Genomic DNA, 17,591 nt, shown 5'->3' on the forward strand with positions numbered 1-17,591 from the left:
GTCCGCGCGGCGCTCAATGGCACGAATGCACATTGCGCCGCGCGGATTTTTTTGACGCTTGCGGCGACTATCGACGCGCTGCACAATCGATCCTCTTCCCCACGCGAGCCACCGATGACCTATTCGTCAAGCGCGACCGGCATCCTGCTGGCAGCAGGGCTCGGCACCCGCTTCGATCCTTTCGGCCTTCACAACAAGCTGCTGGCGCCCTTGCCGAACGGCACGCCGGTCGTGTTTCAGTCGGCGCGCAGGCTGCTTTCGGTTGCTTCGAGTGTGATCGCGGTGGTTCGGCCGGGCGCGGAAAAGCTGGCGGAAGTGCTGAACGAAGCCGGCTGCAAGGTCATTTTCAGCATCGATGCCGAGCGCGGCATGGGCGCGACGCTCGCCGTGGCCGTACGCGCCACCGCCGACGCGGAAGGCTGGCTTGTCGCGCTCGGCGACATGCCGTGGATCGAGCCCGCGACCATCGAAGCCGTCGCGCGTCCGCTCGACGCAGGCGCGCGGCTCGTCGCGCCGTTTTATCGCGGCACGCGGGGACATCCGGTGGGGTTTGGCATCGAGTACGGCGCGGCGCTCGCCACGCTCGATGGCGACGCAGGCGCGCGCGGCATCTTCGCCATGGAAAAGCCGACGGTCATCGAAGTGAATGACCGGAACGTGCTGCGTGACGTGGACTTGCCTGGCGATTTGTCGGACGGTTGAAGCAGTCGCTTTGTTGCGTGGAATCATGCACAACGAGCGCGGGCATGGACATGATTCGACCGTCGTCGATATTTCTGCGGCAATCGCCGTCATGCTCTCCAATACACCGCATCCGAACGACGGCGCTTGCCCCGCGCCGTCGACCTCGCAATAACGCCTACGCGGCAATCGCCGTCACATCCGCCGGGCCTGCCACGTCCGCGTTGGCATTGACGTTCGCGCTCAGATAACGCCGGCTCACTTCCACCAGCGTCGCGCCGAAGCCCTTCTTCGCCTTGAAATCGGTACGCGCGCTCGTCACCACGCGCGGCGCCGCGCTCCACTCGATGTGCGCGCCCGTTTCGATCAACGCTTCGACGAGCGCGACATCCTCGCTGGATTCGAGCGGCGGAAAACCGCCTGCCTGCAAATAAGCCCGTGCTGAGACGCCGAGATTCGCGCCGTGGATATGGCGATGCCCGTCCGCATCCGTATAAGTACGGCCGAAATGCTCCTGCACCGCGCCAAGATGCGGCGACCAGTCATGCACGCCGATCACGCCGCACACCGCATCCGCGCAGCAGTCGAGCTGGCGCGAGAGCCAGTCGTCGGCGACGGTCGTGTCGGCGTCGGTGAAGGCGAGCCAGCGCGCGCCGAGCGCAAGCGCCCGCTCCGCGCCATGCGCCCGCGCGATGCCGACATTGCGCGCGTCGATACTCGTGACGTGCGCGCCGAGTGCGGAGGCGATTTCGCCCGTCTCGTCGCTGCAACTGTCGAGCACGACTATCACGCGCACTTCTTCTCCCAGCAATTGATGATGGTCCGCCGCGCGCCGGGCGGCAGTCACGCACGCGCCGATATGCGCGGCTTCGTTATGAGCAGGGATGACTATGGCAAGCATGTCGACTCCGTTTTGATTTTGTGGTTCATCGGCAGTCAAAGCCGCGATTGTTTCGAGGTACAGCAATGGGTGTACCCATGCGCACGCGGCAAGGGTCGCAACCGCTCTTAAGGGCACGACCATCCCAAAAAAGTTGCCCCAAAAGCCGAAGCGCCGATAGAATTCACTGTATGGATATACAGTACTTTTCGTTCCTTCCGGCTTCCTCTCTTCGATGAAAAGCGTCGTCTTCGATCCGTCCTTCGCCGCCTGGCGCTCCGCCGCGCGCACGCTCCTCATGGAAGGCGCGCGGCCGGAAGACGTCGTATGGCTGGAATCGGATTCCTCGGCAACCGTGTTCGGCAGCATCGACGGACCGCCGCCCGGCCCCGAGAACCCCGGCGCGCCCAAGCCCGTGAAGATCGCCCGCGAATTCCTCGCGATGCTGGCAACGGCCGCCTGCTATCGCACGCCGGCCCGCTGGATGTTTCTCTACAAGGTGCTGTGGCGCTGGACCCAGGGCGATCGCGCGGTCGTATCGCCGGACGATCCCGACGGGCAGCGCCTGCAACACATGATCGAAGCCGTGGAGGCCGAGGAAAACGAGATGCGTCGCGTGCTGCGCTTCAGGCATCGCGATTCGTCGCTCGGACCGCCCGAATTCATCAGCTGGTGCGAGCCCGTGCACGACCTGTTGGAGCACGCCGCCATGCACTTCGCCACGCGCATGGGCAGCGCCACGTGGATGATCGCGACGCCGCACGGCGCGGCCTTTTGGGACGGCGCGCTGCTGCGGGTGGACCGCACGAGCGACCCGGAAGAAAAGCCAATGGATTTCGGCGATACCGCGATGAGCGGCGAGGCCGTGAGCGGAGACGCCATCGAAGCGCTGTGGCTCGCTTATTACGAAAGCACCTTTACGTCGGCGGTGGAAAATGCCGCCGAAGTGGCATCGCACATGCCGGTGCGCTACTGGAAGAGCCCGGAAAACCAGCGCGCCGATCCCACGCTGATCTCGCGCGCCGATCCTTATTCGCGGCGCGACCGGCATCCGCGCAACGTTCCCGCGGACATGGAAGTGGCCCTCAACACGGATCTGGAGCCGCTTCAGGGCACGTCGCTGAAGGAGCCGCCCTCGCTCGACGCGTGCAAGCGCTGTTCGCTCTGGCGCAACGCGACGCAGGCCGTGCCCGGAATCGGTCCGGCGAACGCGCGCGTCATGCTGGTCGGCGAGCAGCCTGGCGATAACGAAGACCGCGAAGGCAAGCCGTTCGTCGGTCCGGCGGGCAAGCTGCTGGACGAGGCCATCGGTGAGGCGCAACTCGCGCGCGAAACGCTTTATCTGACCAACGCGGTGAAGCACTTCAAATTCGACCCGCATGGCGATGAGCGGCAGCACGTTGCGCCCGGACAGCGCGAACGCGAGGCCTGCCGGTTCTGGCTGGAGGAGGAACTGACGCGGATCGCGCCGAAAGTGGTCGTGGCGCTTGGCGCCACCGCGCTCAAGGCGCTGACGGGGCATCGCACGGCGCTGTCCGAGTATCTCGGCAAGACCATCGAGCACAAGGGGCGCATCGTGGTGCCGACCTATCATCCGTCGTATTTGCTGCGGCTGACCGACGAAAAGATTCGCGGCGAAGTGTTCGGCACCATCGTCGAGGCGCTCGTGTTCGCGCGGCAGATCGCCGAAGGTACCGCGACCATCCGCACGCCGGTGAAGGATCGGACGCGCTAGCATCGGTGCAAGCCGCGTATCACAAACCCCAATTGCAACGAGAAGAAACAGGACGCAACAAGACGAAAGCGCCGTCAACCTTCCTGTAAGCCATGCGTTATACCCGTGTCGCGCCGCTCTTTGCCTGTTGGCGCTCACTCACGAATCGTTCCGAAGACACATCCATGGCCGCTCTTCCCCTCGAAGCACTCCGCCAACAACAATCCATCACCGCGCTCGTGCCGAAATCGGCCGGGCAGTTGCAAACCGAGCGCGAGCGCGTCATTGCCCGCGCCGGCATGTTCCTGAACGCGACCATCGTGCTGGCGCTGCTGGGCTTGTTGGTCGTCGCGTGGCTGCCGTTTTCGTCGGTGCAGCAGGAATTCCGCTTTGGCGTGCAGGAAGTGATCGCGGTCGGCGTTTTTGCCTCGTGCCTCTTTCTGCTGCACGAGCGCGCCGAACTCATGCTCGGGCTTTACAGCTTCGAGCCGGTCGAACAAACCACGCAGGGCGAATTGCGCGCGCTTTTGCATCGCGTGCCGGAAGGCGCGCAGTATCAGCAAGCGCTCGCCGCCGACAACCGCACTTTCGTGACCGGCGAGGTGGACGACATTCGCCGCCGCGCCGAAGCCTTCATTCCGAAGACGCTACCGGCAGAAGACGGTAATCTGGAAACCTGACCGGAAGATAAGTCCCGGCACCCGTGCCAGGACAAAAACTGAACCGAAAAGCCGCCGCCTTGCCCATGCAGGGCGGCGGCTTTCTTTTCATTGAAAGCGCGCCGCTGTGCCTGTTTCTTGCTGAATGTGAAGCGAACGGACCATTCACGGGAGAGGCCAAGCATGAGCAAACTGCCGCATATCGAAAAGTACGATCACCCGGCGGGCGGCTGGGGATCGGTCAAGGCAGTTACCTCGGCACTCGTCAACGAACACGTCGCGCTCAACGGCGCGCGCATTCTTCTGCATCAGAACAAGCCGGACGGCTTTGCGTGCGTGAGCTGTTCGTGGGCGAAGCCGGCCGATCCGCATCTCTTCGAATTTTGCGAGAACGGCGCGCGGGCAACCGCGTGGGAATTGACGAAGAAGCGGATCGATCAGGATTTTTTCGCGCATCACACGCTCGCGGGATTGACGGCGTGGACCGATTTCGAGCTCGAATCGCAAGGCCGCCTGACCGAGCCAATGCGTTACGACGCCGCCACCGACCGTTACGTGCCAGTTCCGTGGCAACAGGCTTTCGACGAAATCGGCGCGATGCTGCGCGACGCCAGGCCGAAGCGCAGCGTCTTCTACACGTCGGGGCGCGCATCGCTCGAAACGTCGTACATGTTCCAGTTGTTCGCGCGCCTTTACGGCACGAACAATCTGCCGGACAGCTCGAACATGTGCCACGAGAGTACGTCGGTGGCGCTGCCGGAGACCATCGGCGCGCCGGTCGGCACCGTGACGCTCGACGACTTCGAGCACACCGACTGCTTTTTCTTCTTCGGGCACAACACCGGCACGAATGCGCCGCGCATGCTGCATCCCTTGCAGGAAGCGAGAAAGCGCGGCGCGCGCATCATCACCTTCAACCCGATCAAGGAACGCGGGCTCGTGAGCTTCGCGAATCCGCAGTCGCCAGTGGAAATGCTGTCGCCGATCCAGACCGCCATCAGCACGCAATATCTGCAACTGAAGATTGGCGGCGACATTGCCGCGGTCACGGGCTTGTGCAAGGCGCTGATCGAAGCGGACGACCTGGCGCAAGAAAACCAGACGCCGCGCGTGCTGGACGCCGCCTTTATCGCCGAACACACGCACGGCTTCGATACCTTCGCCGCCGCGATGCGCGCCGCCGACTGGAGCGACATCGAAACGCAATCGGGCCTGACGCGCGCCGCGCTCGAAGCAGCCGCCGCCGAATATGCGCGGGCCAAAGCCGTGATGATTCTCTACGGCATGGGCATCACGCAGCATCGCGAAGGCGTGCTCGCCGTGCAGATGCTGACGAATCTGATGCTACTCGGCGGGAACATCGGCAAGCCGGGCGCGGGTATCTGCCCGATTCGAGGCCATTCCAACGTGCAGGGTCAGCGCACGGTCGGGATCACGGAGAAGCCGGCGCTCGTGCCGCTCGACAAGCTCGCGGAAATGTACGCGTTCGAGCCGCCGCGCGACGAAGGCATGTCCACCGTCGATGCCTGCGCGGCGCTGCGCGACGGCGAACTCGATGCATTCATCAGCCTTGGCGGCAATTTCGCGCGCGCGACGCCCGATCATCACGTGCTGGAACCGGCGTGGCAAAACGTGCCGCTGACGGTGCAAATTGCCACGCACCTGAACCGCAGCCATCTGCTGCACGGGCGTGCGGCATATCTGCTGCCTTGCATTGGGCGTATCGAGGTGGATCAGCAGGCGAGCGGCCCGCAGATCGTCACGGTCGAGGACAGCACCGCGTGCGTCCATGCGTCGAAGGGCTTCGCGGAACCCGCGAGCAAGACGTTGCTGTCGGAGCCCGCGATCGTCGCGGGACTGGCCAAGGCCACGCTGCAAGGACGTCGCGGCAAGGTCGACTGGGACGCCTGGACGGCCGATTATTCGCTGGTGCGCGAGGCAATCGAGAAGACTTATCCCGATCAGTTCAAGGAATTCAACGCGCGCATGTCGCAGCCGGGCGGCTTTCATCGGCCGATTCCGGCGGCCAAACGCGAGTGGAAGACGAAGAACGGCAAGGCGAATTTCATCACGCCAGAGGGCATGGGCGAAGATCCGGACATGTCTTTCGAAGGCGAGCGCACCTTGCGGCTCATGACCACGCGCGGCGACAGCCAGTTCAATACGACCGTGTACGGGCTTGACGATCGCTTTCGCGGCGTCTTCAATACCCGAGACGTGCTGTTGATGAACCGTGACGACATGGCGCGGCTGAACATCGCGGAAGATCAGACGATCACCGTGACGACGGTATCCAGCGATGACGTGACGCGCAGTATCGACGGATTGCGGGCCCATGCATTCGATATTCCGGCCGGCTGCGCGATGGGCTATTACCCGGAATGCAATCCGCTGATTCCGCTTGCGCACCACGCAAAACGCAGCAAGGTGCCTGCGGCGAAGGCAGTTCCGGTGCGCGTGCGCGCGACGTAAATCCCGGCGTGAGGCGCGGCCGGGCATGTCCCGTGCTCACGCTTGGCCGACTTCACGATTTTTCCATCGAGGCCACGGCCTTGCAGGAGCGCAGATGCGAGCCAACCCGTTTTCTCCCCTGATCGACGACCTGGCGCCTTCGCTGATTGCGGACTCGCCTGCCGCTTCGCCGTTGTCCGACGCCCAATATGACGAACTCGTGGCGTTTCATGGCATTGAGCGCGAGCGTCTGGTGCTGATTCATCCAGGCAGCCACAAGGCGACGCCCGCGTGGTCCGCGCAGCAATACGCCGACGTTGCCGATCAGTTGAACGCCGACGGCTGGCAGATCGCGATCATCGGCGACGCGCCCGATCCGGAGCGCACGGCCGGCGTCCTGGGCGCGATGCAAACCGCCGCGCTTTTTCTGGCCGGCGCCGTGGCGCCGCGCACGTTGCCGCGCCTGATCGCCGACGCCCGCCTGCTCCTTTCCGACGATGCCATCGCGCCTTCGCCCGCCGCCGCCGCACGTGCGCTCGGCACGCCGCATATCGTGCTCGACGAGCATCCGCGCGGCACGGACAGCGAGGCCATCATCGAACGGGCACGCGCCGAACTGTCGGATACGCGGCGCGCGCACCCCGGCACGCCCTTCACACTGCACATGCCGGTCGAACACGACGCGGCCTGACGCCATTCGGGAATTCCCATGAAATTCGATCTGCAAACCAGTCCCGTTCCCGATCCGATCGCCGATCCGAACCGCGATCCGGAAGCCGATCCGCTCACGCCGCCGTCGCCGGGGCATCGCCCGGACGAGCCGCAGCATCCCGATGCACCACCGGACAAGGACCCGATCCGGCGTTTCTGACACCGGGAAACCCCCACCCTACATTTGCCGCGCCGTATGCCGTAAGAGGGGCATGCGGCGGCGCGCGCGTCGCCGCACCGTCTAGGACAACGTAAAAAGACTGCGGGGCGCACAAATGAATGGAATGACGTTGAACAAAAAGCTCGGCTCGATGATCGCCGTGCTGTGGATAGGTTTGATTGCGATCGGCATTATCGGAGCGTGGCAGAACCGCACGTCGATGATCGAGGATCGCAAGGAACAGTTGAAGACGCTGGTCGGCGAGGCACATGCCGTCGTCACGCACTTCGCGGCGCTCGCCGCCAACAAGACCCTCACCGAAGAAGAAGCCAAAAAGCGCGCGCTGGATGTCATCGGCGCGATCCGCTACGGCAAGGATGGCTATCTTTCCATCAACGATTCGAAGCCGAAAATGGTCATGCACCCTATCAAGCCCGCCATGAACGGGCAGGATCTTTCGGGATACACCGACCCGGCGGGCAATCACTTGTTCGTCGATATCGTCAAGGCGGGCGATCAGCCGGACGGCGGTTTCATCAGCTATCTGTGGTCGAAGCCAGACAGCGACAAGCCTGTGGCGAAGCTCTCGTATGCGCAGCGTTTCGGCCAGTGGGACTGGTATGTCGTCACCGGCATGTATATGGACGACGTGCAGAGCGCATTCTATGCAAGCGCACTGCGCTGGCTCGCCATCACGATGCTGCTCGGCGCCATCGCGACGGCCGCGATGCTCGTCGTTCTGCGCAGCATCAAGCGCAATCTGGGCGGCGAATTGGAACTCGCGGTGGATGCGGCGCATCGCATTGCGCGTGGCGATCTGACGGCCGCCGTGCCGGTGCGTGCCGGCGATACATCGAGCCTCCTGCACGCGCTTTCGGTGATGCAGCTCGGCCTTGTCGAGACGGTGTCGCGTGTGCGTAACGGCACGGAAAACATCAACGTGGGCGCGTCGGAAATCGCGGCGGGCAACACCGATCTGTCGCAGCGTACCGAGGAGCAAGCGGCCGCGCTGGTCGAGACCGCATCGAGCATGGACCAGATGACGGCCAACGTGAAGAACAACGCCGAGAGCGCCGCGCAGGCCGCGCGCCTTGCGGGTCAGGCCGCCGATGTCGCGACGCGCGGCAGCGGCGTGGTGGACGAAGTCATCAACACGATGACGCGTATCACGGCAAGCTCGCAACAGATTGGCGACATTATCGGCGTGATCGATGGCATTGCGTTCCAGACCAATATCCTGGCGTTGAACGCGGCGGTCGAAGCGGCGCGCGCGGGCGAACAAGGACGCGGCTTTGCGGTCGTGGCGGCGGAAGTGCGCAGCCTCGCGCAACGTTCGGCGACGGCGGCCAAGGAAATCAAGGCGCTGATCGAGACGTCGACGCATACGGTGCAGGAAGGCGCGTCGCTCGTGACGAACGCCGGTTCGACGATGGGCGAGATCGTGTCGTCGGTGCGTCGTGTGAACGAGATTCTCGATGAAATAAGCAATGCATCGCGCGAGCAAAGCGCGGGCATCGAGCAGGTGAATCGCGCAGTCGTCGAGATGGATCAGGTCACGCAGCAGAACGCGGCACTAGTGGAAGAAGCAGCGGCTGCGGCGCATTCGTTGAAGGATCAGGTGGATGGGTTGCGGGAGGCAATCGGCAGTTTTCATTTGCCGGCTTGAGGAGTGCATCGGCGCGGATTGTCGAGGTATGGGTTGCGCTGCTTCTTGAATGGCTGAAGCAATCGCCGTCGCTTGCATAGTGACGGCGATCGCTCCAAGGCTGAATTATCGGCCGCTTACTCTTCTAAAACTGCTCCACGAACCGCGCCCGATAAGCCGTTCCGACCAGCAGATTCTCGTCACCGAAATCGTGGTGCGGTTCTGGATCGTCGGCTGCTCATTGCTCCAAAAACCGCTCCACCAATCGCGCCCAATAAGCCGCCCCGACCGGCAGATTCCTGTCGTTGAAATCGTAGTGCGGGTTGTGAACCATGCAACCGTCCTCGCCCGCGCCGTTGCCGATGCGCAAAAACGTCCCCGGCCGCGCCTGCAGCATGAACGCGAAGTCCTCGCTGCCCATCAGCAAATCCGTGTGGTCGACCACGTGTTCGGCACCCACCAACTCGCGCGCCACCTGCGCCGCGAATTCCGTTTCGGCATCCGAATTGACGACCACCGGATAGCCTTCCAGATACTTGATCGTCGCCTTTGCGCCGTAGCTCGCCGCCTGCGCATCCACGAGTTCGCAGATACGGCGCTTGAGCAACTCACGCACCGGCTTGCTGAACGAGCGCACCGACAATTCGAGCGTCGCGCGATTCGGAATCACGTTGTTGACCGTGCCAGCGTGCATCGAGCCGACCGTGACGACGGCCGGTTGCGCGGGATCGACATTGCGCGCGACGATAGTCTGCAAAGCCATCACGATGCTCGCCGTCACCACCACCGGATCGACGCTCAAATGCGGACGCGCCGCATGCCCGCCCACGCCTTCGATCTCGATCGACACCTGATCACACGCCGCCATGAACGGCCCCTTGCGAAACAGGAATGTGCCGGGCGCGACGCCAGGATGGTTGTGCACGCCGAATACGGCATCGCAAGGAAAGCGCTCGAAGAGCCCCTCCGCGATCATGCGTTGCGCGCCGCTCGGCAAACCGTGCTCTTCCGCCGGTTGAAAATACAGATGCACCGTGCCATTGAAACGCCGCGTGCGCGCTAGATGCCGTGCCGCACCGAGCAGCATGGTCGTATGGCCGTCGTGGCCGCACGCGTGCATCTTGCCCGGCGACTCGCTCGCGTACGGCTTGCCGGTCTGCTCGTGAATCGGCAGCGCGTCCATGTCGGCGCGCAGGCCGATGCGCTTCGTGCCATCGCCCGCCGTCAGCGTGCCGACGACACCCGTTCCGGCGATGCCCCGGCTCACTTCCCAGCCCCACTCTTCGAGCTTCTGCGCGACGAGCGCCGAGGTGCGCGTCTCCTCGAACGAGAGTTCGGGATGACGGTGGATGTCGTGACGGATCTCGCGCAACGCGGGCGCATCGTCGGAAAGATCGGCGAGTTCGGTGAAGAGTCGGGTCATTTGCAGGAACCTTGGCTGAATCGAAACGGAAAACGGAAACACGAACGGCGCACATGATCCTCCAGTCGCGCGTCGCGTGCCAGTTCCGCGCGATTTTTTGCCAATTTCGATCGCTAGGATCGCGGCGAACCAAGTGGAATTGGCTCCATTGGATGCATCGGAATGGCTCTGACCAGGAGAGCCAAGTTTAACTATAGTCGGCTCTGAATCCGACTGATGCAACCGCGCGCCGCGCCCCAAGGAGAACTTCGCCGTGTCCAAACTTCCTCAAACCTCGCCCGCCAACGTCACTCGGGCCACCAACGCGGACCTTCAGGCCCGCAAGAATGCCGCCACGCCGCGCGGCGTCGGCGTGATGTGCGACTTCTACGCGGCGCGCGCCGAGAACGCGGAACTCTGGGACGTCGAAGGCCGCCGCTTCATCGACTTCGCGGCGGGCATCGCGGTGTGCAACACGGGGCATCGGCATCCTAAGATCGTCGAGGCCATGCGCGCGCAACTCGACTGCTTCACACATACGGCCTATCAGATCGTGCCTTATGAATCTTACGTTTCCCTCGCGGAAAAAATTAGCGCCCGTGCGCCCGGTCAAGCGCCGAAGAAGACCGCGTTCTTCACGACCGGCGCGGAGGCCGTCGAAAACGCCGTGAAAATCGCGCGCGCGGCAACCGGGCGGCCCGGCGTGATCGCCTTCACGGGCGGCTTTCACGGCCGCACGATGATGGGCATGGCGCTCACCGGCAAGGTCGCGCCGTACAAGATCGGTTTCGGGCCGTTCCCCGCCGACGTCTATCACGCGCCGTTTCCCAACGCGCTGCACGGCGTATCGGTGGCGGACTCGCTGCGCGCCATCGAGCATCTGTTCAAGGCGGATATCGAAGCCAAGCGCGTCGCGGCGATCATCTTCGAACCCGTGCAAGGCGAAGGCGGCTTCAATCCGGCGCCCGCGGACTTCGTGCGCGGCCTGCGCCGGATCTGCGACGAGCACGGCATTCTGCTGATCGCCGACGAAGTGCAGACGGGATTCGCGCGCACCGGCAAACTCTTCGCGATGGAGCATTACGACGTGGTTCCCGATCTCATGACGATCGCGAAGAGTCTTGCGGGCGGCATGCCGCTATCGGGCGTCGTGGGCCGCGCGGACATCATGGACAGCGCGGCGCCAGGCGGTCTCGGCGGCACTTACGCGGGCAATCCGCTCGCGGTGGCGGCGGCGCACGCGGTGCTCGATATCATCGACGAAGAGCACCTCTGCGAACGCGCCAACACGCTCGGCGACAAGCTGAAAGCCAAGCTCGAAGCGATTCGTCGGGACGTGCCGCAGATCGCCGATGTGCGCGGTCCGGGCGCCATGATCGCCGCCGAGTTCTGCAAGCCCGGCACGCACGAACCCGATGCCGATTTTGCCAAGCGCGTGCAGGCGCGCGCGCTGGAACGCGGTTTGTTACTGCTCGTGTGCGGCGTGTATGGCAACGTCGTGCGCTTTCTGTTTCCCCTCACGATCCAGGAGCCTATATTCGACGAAGCCCTCGGCATTCTCAACGAAGTGTTGAGCGAAACCATCGCCGCCGCGGCTTGAGCACGGTTCGCCCCTTCGTCGTATGCTGAATGCAGAAATCTCAAGAAGGAATCGCAAGCAAATGAGCCTCAAAGACCAACTCAAGGACCCGGCACTGCTTCGTCACGCGTCGTATATCGCTGGTGAATGGCAGCAAGCCGATGACGGCGCCACCTTCGACGTGCTCGATCCGTCAAACGGCGAGTCGCTCGGCGCCGTTCCGCAAATGGGCGCGAGCGAAACACGCCGCGCCATCGCGGCCGCCAACGCCGCGTGGCCCGAATGGCGCAAGAAAACCGCGAAGGAACGCGCGGTCATCATGCGCCGCTGGTACGACCTGATGATCGCCAACGCCGACGACCTTGCGCTCATCCTCACGACCGAACAAGGCAAACCGCTCGCCGAAGCGAAGGGCGAGATCGTCTACGCGGCGTCGTTCATCGAATGGTTCGCCGAAGAAGGCAAGCGCGTGGCGGGCGACACGCTCGCCACGCCCGCCGCGGACAAGCGCATTGTCGTGACGAAGGAACCAATCGGCGTGTGCGCGGCGATCACGCCGTGGAACTTCCCGGCAGCAATGATCACGCGCAAGGTCGGTCCGGCGCTGGCGGCGGGCTGTCCTATCGTCGTGAAGCCGGCCGAAGCCACGCCCTTCTCCGCGTTCGCGCTGGCCGTGCTCGCGGAGCGCGCGGGCGTGCCGAAGGGCGTGTTGAGCGTGCTGACCGGCGACCCGAAAGCCATCGGCGGCGAAATGACGGGCAACCCGACCGTGCGCAAGCTCTCGTTCACAGGCTCGACGGCGGTAGGCCGTCTCCTGATGGCGCAAAGCGCGCCCACGGTCAAGAAAGTCACGCTGGAACTCGGTGGCAATGCGCCCTTCCTCGTGTTCGAAGACGCCGATATCGACGCGGCAGTGCAAGGCGCGATTGCATCGAAGTATCGCAATAGCGGTCAGACGTGCGTGTGCACGAATCGCTTCTATGTGCACGAGCGCGTCTACGACGAGTTCGCCGCGAAACTGGCGACGGCTGTAGGCGACCTGAAGGTTGGACGCGGCACGGATGACGGCGTGTTGCTTGGCCCGCTCATCAACGAAGCGGCGGTGAAGAAGGTGGAAGCGCATATCGAGGATGCGCTGGCCAAAGGCGCGACGCTGACGGCCGGCGGCAAGCGGCATGCGCTCGGCCACGGTTTTTTCCAGCCGACCGTGCTTACCGGCGTCACGCCGGCCATGCAAGTGGCAAAAGAAGAGACGTTCGGCCCGCTCGCGCCGATTTTCAAATTCTCTTCCGACGACGAAGCCATTCGCCTGGCCAACGACACCGAATTCGGACTCGCCGCATACTTCTACAGCCGCGACATTGCACGCGTGTGGCGCGTGGCGGAAGCGCTCGAATACGGCATGGTCGGAATCAACACCGGCCTGATCTCGAACGAAGTCGCGCCGTTCGGCGGCGTCAAGCAATCGGGACTGGGCCGTGAAGGCTCGCACTATGGCATCGACGATTACGTCGTCATCAAGTATCTGTGCCTGCAGGTCTGATTTAGCCGATGCACCGAGCGAAGGCCCCGCGCGTGTTTAACGCCGGGGCCTTCGCTCATTTCGATGCCGCGACGGGCGTCACTTTCACCGCGGCCGCGGAAACGAACACCGCATGCACGGTGTCGCCCTTCTTGAGGTTGTCGGCTGCGACATCGGGCGGAAGGTCCATGGTCTCGGTGCGCCACGGTCCGCGCAGCGTGACGGTGTGATGCTTCTTGTCGACCCTCACGACCGTGGCGAGAATCTCGACCTGACGCGATGAATCGAAGCCGCTTGCGCCATTCGCGCCCGAAGCGGGCGAATAGGTTTGCGTGTCCACGCGCTTGCGCAGGCCCTGATCCTTGCCCGTTACCTTTTCCACGTTCGAAAGCAAAGCGTTCTTGTACTGGACATCGACCTTGTCGCCAACATGAAGCTGATCGAAACCCGTCACTTCCTTGTTGACGAGCACTGTCGAATCGCCACGCGGACCATGCACGATGAGCGTGCGCGTCGACGGGTCTATGCCCGTGATGACGGCTTGAACGTGGATAGGCTGCGCCGCGCCGATGACCTGCCGCGCCTGGTTCGTCAATGCGTCGTTGGTCTGAGCGAAAGCGGTGCCGGACGCCACGACGATTGCCGTCATTGGAAAGAGAGAAAGCGCGCGAAAGCCTGATTTCATTTGATCACTCCTTGTTGCACATCGGTAGTCCAAACAAATTCGCTCGACGATATCATGCAGACGACTACGCCCAGACGCACGCCCACGGCGGATATGGCCCCGAACCGGTAGAATCGAACGACAGGACCGGCTAAGGGCAACGACGCGTATATTCGACGCGCCGACGCGTCACGCGTATTCTTGCCCGCCGCATTTTTGACCTTTTAGGGGCGTTATGCGACGTTCGGCATTTTTTATCCGCTTCATTGGCATTGGTGTTCTCTTTCATATCTACGTTGGCGTGCGGCTCATTCCCGATGCGCCCGTCGGCCCGGCGCTCAAGGCGCTTGCCATCGCGCTGCTTGTCGCCTCGCTAATTTTGATTCCGCTCGGCATGTCTGCGCGATCGATCGAAAAGCAACCGCTTGCGGATCGGCTCGCCTGGTTCGGACTGACCGCGCTCGGCTTCTTCTCGTCGCTCCTGCTGCTGACCTTCGCGCGCGATCTCGTGCTGCTGTCCGTGCATGTGTTCGACTGGCTGCGCGGCACGCCCATAGGCTCGCCCCGCTTCGTTGCCGAGAGTGCGCTGGCCGTGCCCATGCTCGCGTTGCTCTCGTCCGTCGCCGGCTTTTACAACGCGCGAAAGCGCGCGCCGGTAAAGAGCGTGGACGTGCCCATCGACAATTTGCCGGCGGCGCTCGAAGGCTTCACCATTGTGCAGATTAGCGATATCCACGTCGGCCCGACTATCAAGCGGCACTATGTCGAGCGAATCGTCGCGGCCGTCAATGCGTTGCAGCCGGATCTGATCGCGGTGACGGGCGACGTGGTCGATGGCAGTGTGCCGCACCTCGCTGCTCATACACGCCCGCTCGCGGAATTGAGCGCGCGGCACGGCGCGTTCCTCGTCACGGGTAATCACGAGTATTACTCGGGCGCGGACAAGTGGATCGTTGAATTCCGGCGGCTCGGCATGAATGTGCTGCTCAATCAGCATGTGGTGCTGAACCACGACGGCGCGCAAGCCGTGATCGCCGGTGTCACCGATTACGGCGCGGGCAGCTTCGATCCCGCGCACCGGAGCGACCCGGCTAAAGCGATGGAAGGCGCTCCCGCCGATGCCACCGTGCGCGTGCTCCTTGCCCATCAGCCACGCAGCGCGACCGCCGCCGCCGATGCGGGTTTCACGCTGCAACTGTCGGGGCATACACATGGCGGACAGTTCTTTCCGTGGAACTTCTTCGTCAAGCTGCAGCAGCCGTTCGTGTCGGGTCTCGTGAAATTTAACGGACTGTGGGTGTACACGAGTCGAGGAACGGGCTATTGGGGACCGCCCAAGCGCCTCGGCGCGCCTTCCGAAATCACGCGCGTGAGGCTGGTCGCGGCGCCTGCAGCTTGAACCGAGCTTGGCCTGCATGGAGTCAACGCTTCGGAACGCTTTTCCAGACCACTTTCACGGTCGCGCCGAATGCGAGCGCGGCAGCGTCGCCGGGATGGGTTGTACGTATCTCGATTGGCAAGCTGTTGGCGTCCTTCAGCATGACGACGCCGGTTGCACTGTCGGCGCCCGTAACCTGCCCGACGAACTGCGTTTGCCCCGGCAGCATTTCCTGCAAAGGCTGCGCTTTGACGGGCGTGAGCGTAACCGCGCGAAGGGCCGTGCTATTCACTCGTGTGCCAATAGGCAACTTGTTCAGATCCTGCATCTCCTGCCCGACGTTCAACTGCGTCTCCTGCCCTTGCGCATTGACCACGGTGACGCGATGCGCGTCCGGATCGACAGCTTTTACCTCGCCGATGATCTGCACGAGCATCTTGCCTTCGATGGACAGCGCAGCAACCTTTGCGCTTGGTTGACGTTGAGCAAACGCATTGCCGCCATTCAATAGGCCAGTCAGCGAGCCGATCAGCAACGCTGTGCAGAAGTCGATTATTTTGATTTTCATGGCTCAGTCTCTCAATGTCAGCGAGGCCAGCCAGGCTTTCTCTCGCATACATCCTGACGAGGATGTTGTTTCGATTCTGCCCTGTCAACCCTTCGAGATGATTGAGACGGAGTGCGAAATTTTGTCACCGATCGTTTTGATGCGCGAAAGGCTCGCCTTGCTTCAAGGCGAAACCAAAGCGTTCGGCGCGTGCGCCGGCGACCGTATCCGTTCTACGCGCTTTGGCCAGGTCAGCTTTCGGTCTGGCGAAAAAGCAGCGCAGCGCCGTTCAGGCAGTAACGCAGACCAGTGGGATTCGGGCCGTCGTCGAAGACATGCCCGAGATGGCCGCCGCAACGCCGGCAAAGCACTTCGTGACGAAGGGAGCCGGGCGTTGCATCGGCGCGGGTGGCGACGGCGCCGTCGATTGGCATGGAGAAACTCGGCCATCCGGTGCCGCTATCGAACTTTGCCGACGAGGCAAAGAGCGGCGATCCGCATCCCGCGCAAAAAAACGAGCCGTTGCGACGCTCGTTGATCAGCGGGCTGGCGTTCGGCGGCTCGGTCGCGCCGCGCCTAAGCACGCGATATTGTTCAGTGGAAAGGCGGCGGCGCCATCCGGCATCGCTCAGGTTCATCTCGTACGGGTCGGCAAGCGCCGTGTCCGCGCCGCGCGAGGCAATGGAGCCGCCCGTGAAAGTGGCCGTGACCGCGCCGAAGAAAGTGCGTTTAGTGCGTTTCATGATTTTCATTCGATGAACGCCTCTTGATGGTGACGACGCCCGCCGGCGCCAACCGCTACGATTTGATGCGATAGCCGGTCTTGAAGATCCACGCCGTGATAGCGATGAACACGCCCAGAAATACTAACGTCATCGCAAGGCTTACGCCTACGGAAACATCCGCGAGACCGTAAAAACTCCAGCGAAAGCCGCTGATGAGATACACGACCGGATTGAAAAGCGCGACCGTTTTCCAGAAAGGCGGCAGGATGTTGATCGAATAAAAGCTGCCGCCGAGGAACGTGAGCGGCGTGACAATCAAGAGCGGAATGATCTGAAGTTTCTCGAAACCGTCTGCCCAAATGCCAATAATGAATCCGAGCAGGCTGAATGTCAGCGATGTCAGCAGCAAAAACACGATCATCCAAAATGGATGGTCGATCCGCAGCGGCACGAAGAGCCGCGCAGTCGCGAGAATGATCAACCCGAGAATGATCGACTTGGTCGCCGCCGCGCCGACGTAACTCAGAACGAGCTCGAAATACGACACGGGCGCGGACAAGAGCTCGTAGATGGTGCCCGTGAACTTCGGAAAGTAAATGCCGAACGAAGCGTTCGCGATGCTCTGCGTGAGCAGCGACAGCATGACGAGTCCCGGCACGATGAACGCACCGTAGCTGATGCCGTCCACTTGCGGAATGCGCGAGCCGATGGCCGCGCCGAACACCACGAAATAGAGCGAAGTGGAAATGACGGGCGACACGATGCTCTGCATGAGCGTGCGTCCGGCGCGCGCCATTTCGAAGCGATAGATCGCGCGTACTGCGTGAAGATTCATGTGGTCTCCCTGTCGACCGGAATCGATGCTCCCGGTCC

Annotated in this window: 16 protein-coding genes; 10 read left to right on the forward strand and 6 right to left on the reverse strand. The window is 63.0% G+C overall.

Annotation, left to right across the window (positions count from 1 at the left end):
* The first annotated feature begins 114 nt into the window (after window positions 1–114).
* Complete coding sequence (locus NCR40_RS18720; protein ID WP_250510236.1) at window positions 115–702, forward strand: nucleotidyltransferase family protein; 588 nt, start codon at window positions 115–117, stop codon at window positions 700–702.
* Between the two features lie 157 nt (window positions 703–859).
* Here NCR40_RS18720 and NCR40_RS18725 read toward each other — a convergent pair whose 3' ends face one another.
* Window positions 860–1,582, reverse strand: a complete 723-nt coding sequence (locus NCR40_RS18725; protein WP_250467400.1) for a glycosyltransferase family 2 protein — start codon at window positions 1,580–1,582, stop codon at window positions 860–862.
* 214 nt (window positions 1,583–1,796) lie between these two features.
* On the opposite strand from NCR40_RS18725, the gene NCR40_RS18730 reads away from it, so the two are divergent.
* The 6 genes from NCR40_RS18730 (at window position 1,797) to NCR40_RS18755 (ending at window position 8,922) form a co-directional block, all read left to right on the forward strand.
* Window positions 1,797–3,296: a UdgX family uracil-DNA binding protein gene (locus NCR40_RS18730; protein ID WP_250510237.1), complete on the forward strand. Its 1,500-nt coding sequence runs from the start codon at window positions 1,797–1,799 to the stop codon at window positions 3,294–3,296.
* 164 nt (window positions 3,297–3,460) lie between these two features.
* Window positions 3,461–3,955 carry a hypothetical protein gene (locus tag NCR40_RS18735; protein WP_250510238.1) on the forward strand — a complete coding sequence of 165 codons (495 nt, stop codon included), beginning with the start codon at window positions 3,461–3,463 and terminating at the stop codon, window positions 3,953–3,955.
* Between the two features lie 162 nt (window positions 3,956–4,117).
* The gene (locus tag NCR40_RS18740; RefSeq protein WP_250510239.1) at window positions 4,118–6,406 is read left to right on the forward strand and encodes an FdhF/YdeP family oxidoreductase; all 2,289 of its coding nucleotides are present in this window, start codon (window positions 4,118–4,120) and stop codon (window positions 6,404–6,406) included.
* A gap of 94 nt (window positions 6,407–6,500) precedes the next feature.
* A complete protein-coding gene (locus NCR40_RS18745; RefSeq protein ID WP_250510240.1) occupies window positions 6,501–7,076 on the forward strand; it encodes a glycosyltransferase family 9 protein in 576 nt (191 codons plus the stop codon).
* 18 nt (window positions 7,077–7,094) lie between these two features.
* Window positions 7,095–7,256 (forward strand): hypothetical protein, encoded by a 162-nt coding sequence (locus NCR40_RS18750; protein ID WP_244829287.1) that lies wholly within the window; start codon window positions 7,095–7,097, stop codon window positions 7,254–7,256.
* 124 nt (window positions 7,257–7,380) lie between these two features.
* Window positions 7,381–8,922 carry a methyl-accepting chemotaxis protein gene (locus NCR40_RS18755; protein WP_250510241.1) on the forward strand — a complete coding sequence of 514 codons (1,542 nt, stop codon included), beginning with the start codon at window positions 7,381–7,383 and terminating at the stop codon, window positions 8,920–8,922.
* A 217-nt stretch (window positions 8,923–9,139) separates the two neighbouring features.
* Here the strand turns inward: NCR40_RS18755 and NCR40_RS18760 are convergent, their stop codons facing one another.
* On the reverse strand, window positions 9,140–10,324 hold the full coding sequence (locus NCR40_RS18760; protein WP_250467405.1) for a M20 aminoacylase family protein: 1,185 nt from the start codon (window positions 10,322–10,324) through the stop codon (window positions 9,140–9,142).
* Window positions 10,325–10,577: 253 nt separating this feature from the next.
* Here NCR40_RS18760 and gabT point away from each other — a divergent pair, with 253 nt between their 5' ends.
* Both gabT and NCR40_RS18770 read left to right on the forward strand, forming a co-directional pair.
* Window positions 10,578–11,903, forward strand: coding sequence for a 4-aminobutyrate--2-oxoglutarate transaminase (gene gabT, locus NCR40_RS18765; RefSeq protein WP_502800996.1), 1,326 nt, complete (start codon window positions 10,578–10,580; stop codon window positions 11,901–11,903).
* Between the two features lie 61 nt (window positions 11,904–11,964).
* On the forward strand, window positions 11,965–13,425 hold the full coding sequence (locus NCR40_RS18770) for an NAD-dependent succinate-semialdehyde dehydrogenase (protein ID WP_250510242.1): 1,461 nt from the start codon (window positions 11,965–11,967) through the stop codon (window positions 13,423–13,425).
* Between the two features lie 55 nt (window positions 13,426–13,480).
* Here the strand turns inward: NCR40_RS18770 and NCR40_RS18775 are convergent, their stop codons facing one another.
* The gene (locus tag NCR40_RS18775) at window positions 13,481–14,089 is read right to left on the reverse strand and encodes a hypothetical protein (RefSeq protein WP_250510243.1); all 609 of its coding nucleotides are present in this window, start codon (window positions 14,087–14,089) and stop codon (window positions 13,481–13,483) included.
* 214 nt (window positions 14,090–14,303) lie between these two features.
* On the opposite strand from NCR40_RS18775, the gene NCR40_RS18780 reads away from it, so the two are divergent.
* The gene (locus NCR40_RS18780) at window positions 14,304–15,467 is read left to right on the forward strand and encodes a metallophosphoesterase (protein WP_250510244.1); all 1,164 of its coding nucleotides are present in this window, start codon (window positions 14,304–14,306) and stop codon (window positions 15,465–15,467) included.
* Between the two features lie 22 nt (window positions 15,468–15,489).
* Here NCR40_RS18780 and NCR40_RS18785 read toward each other — a convergent pair whose 3' ends face one another.
* The 3 genes from NCR40_RS18785 to NCR40_RS18795 all read right to left on the reverse strand — a co-directional run bounded on the left by NCR40_RS18785 (window position 15,490) and on the right by NCR40_RS18795 (window position 17,553).
* Window positions 15,490–16,014 (reverse strand): hypothetical protein, encoded by a 525-nt coding sequence (locus NCR40_RS18785; RefSeq protein ID WP_250510245.1) that lies wholly within the window; start codon window positions 16,012–16,014, stop codon window positions 15,490–15,492.
* A 230-nt stretch (window positions 16,015–16,244) separates the two neighbouring features.
* Window positions 16,245–16,745 (reverse strand): peptide-methionine (R)-S-oxide reductase MsrB, encoded by a 501-nt coding sequence (msrB, locus tag NCR40_RS18790; RefSeq protein WP_250510246.1) that lies wholly within the window; start codon window positions 16,743–16,745, stop codon window positions 16,245–16,247.
* A 46-nt stretch (window positions 16,746–16,791) separates the two neighbouring features.
* Complete coding sequence (locus tag NCR40_RS18795) at window positions 16,792–17,553, reverse strand: ABC transporter permease (protein WP_244829275.1); 762 nt, start codon at window positions 17,551–17,553, stop codon at window positions 16,792–16,794.
* Window positions 17,554–17,591: the final 38 nt, after the last annotated feature.

It is taken from the genome of Caballeronia sp. GACF4 (assembly GCF_023631025.1).
Classification (GTDB): domain Bacteria; phylum Pseudomonadota; class Gammaproteobacteria; order Burkholderiales; family Burkholderiaceae; genus Caballeronia.

Bases quoted from the DNA above. Each gene is read 5' to 3' on its own strand.
- NCR40_RS18730 (WP_250510237.1), top strand. From the start codon at position 1,797: ATGAAAAGCGTCGTCTTCGATCCGTCCTTCGCCGCCTGGCGCTCCGCC.
- NCR40_RS18780 (WP_250510244.1), top strand. From the start codon at position 14,304: ATGCGACGTTCGGCATTTTTTATCCGCTTCATTGGCATTGGTGTTCTC.
- NCR40_RS18785 (WP_250510245.1), bottom strand. From the start codon at position 16,014: ATGAAAATCAAAATAATCGACTTCTGCACAGCGTTGCTGATCGGCTCG.
- NCR40_RS18770 (WP_250510242.1), top strand. From the start codon at position 11,965: ATGAGCCTCAAAGACCAACTCAAGGACCCGGCACTGCTTCGTCACGCG.
- msrB (WP_250510246.1), bottom strand. From the start codon at position 16,745: ATGAAAATCATGAAACGCACTAAACGCACTTTCTTCGGCGCGGTCACG.
- NCR40_RS18755 (WP_250510241.1), top strand. From the start codon at position 7,381: ATGACGTTGAACAAAAAGCTCGGCTCGATGATCGCCGTGCTGTGGATA.
- NCR40_RS18720 (WP_250510236.1), top strand. From the start codon at position 115: ATGACCTATTCGTCAAGCGCGACCGGCATCCTGCTGGCAGCAGGGCTC.
- NCR40_RS18775 (WP_250510243.1), bottom strand. From the start codon at position 14,089: ATGAAATCAGGCTTTCGCGCGCTTTCTCTCTTTCCAATGACGGCAATC.
- NCR40_RS18795 (WP_244829275.1), bottom strand. From the start codon at position 17,553: ATGAATCTTCACGCAGTACGCGCGATCTATCGCTTCGAAATGGCGCGC.
- NCR40_RS18740 (WP_250510239.1), top strand. From the start codon at position 4,118: ATGAGCAAACTGCCGCATATCGAAAAGTACGATCACCCGGCGGGCGGC.
- NCR40_RS18745 (WP_250510240.1), top strand. From the start codon at position 6,501: ATGCGAGCCAACCCGTTTTCTCCCCTGATCGACGACCTGGCGCCTTCG.
- NCR40_RS18725 (WP_250467400.1), bottom strand. From the start codon at position 1,582: ATGCTTGCCATAGTCATCCCTGCTCATAACGAAGCCGCGCATATCGGC.
- NCR40_RS18750 (WP_244829287.1), top strand. From the start codon at position 7,095: ATGAAATTCGATCTGCAAACCAGTCCCGTTCCCGATCCGATCGCCGAT.
- NCR40_RS18760 (WP_250467405.1), bottom strand. From the start codon at position 10,324: ATGACCCGACTCTTCACCGAACTCGCCGATCTTTCCGACGATGCGCCC.
- NCR40_RS18735 (WP_250510238.1), top strand. From the start codon at position 3,461: ATGGCCGCTCTTCCCCTCGAAGCACTCCGCCAACAACAATCCATCACC.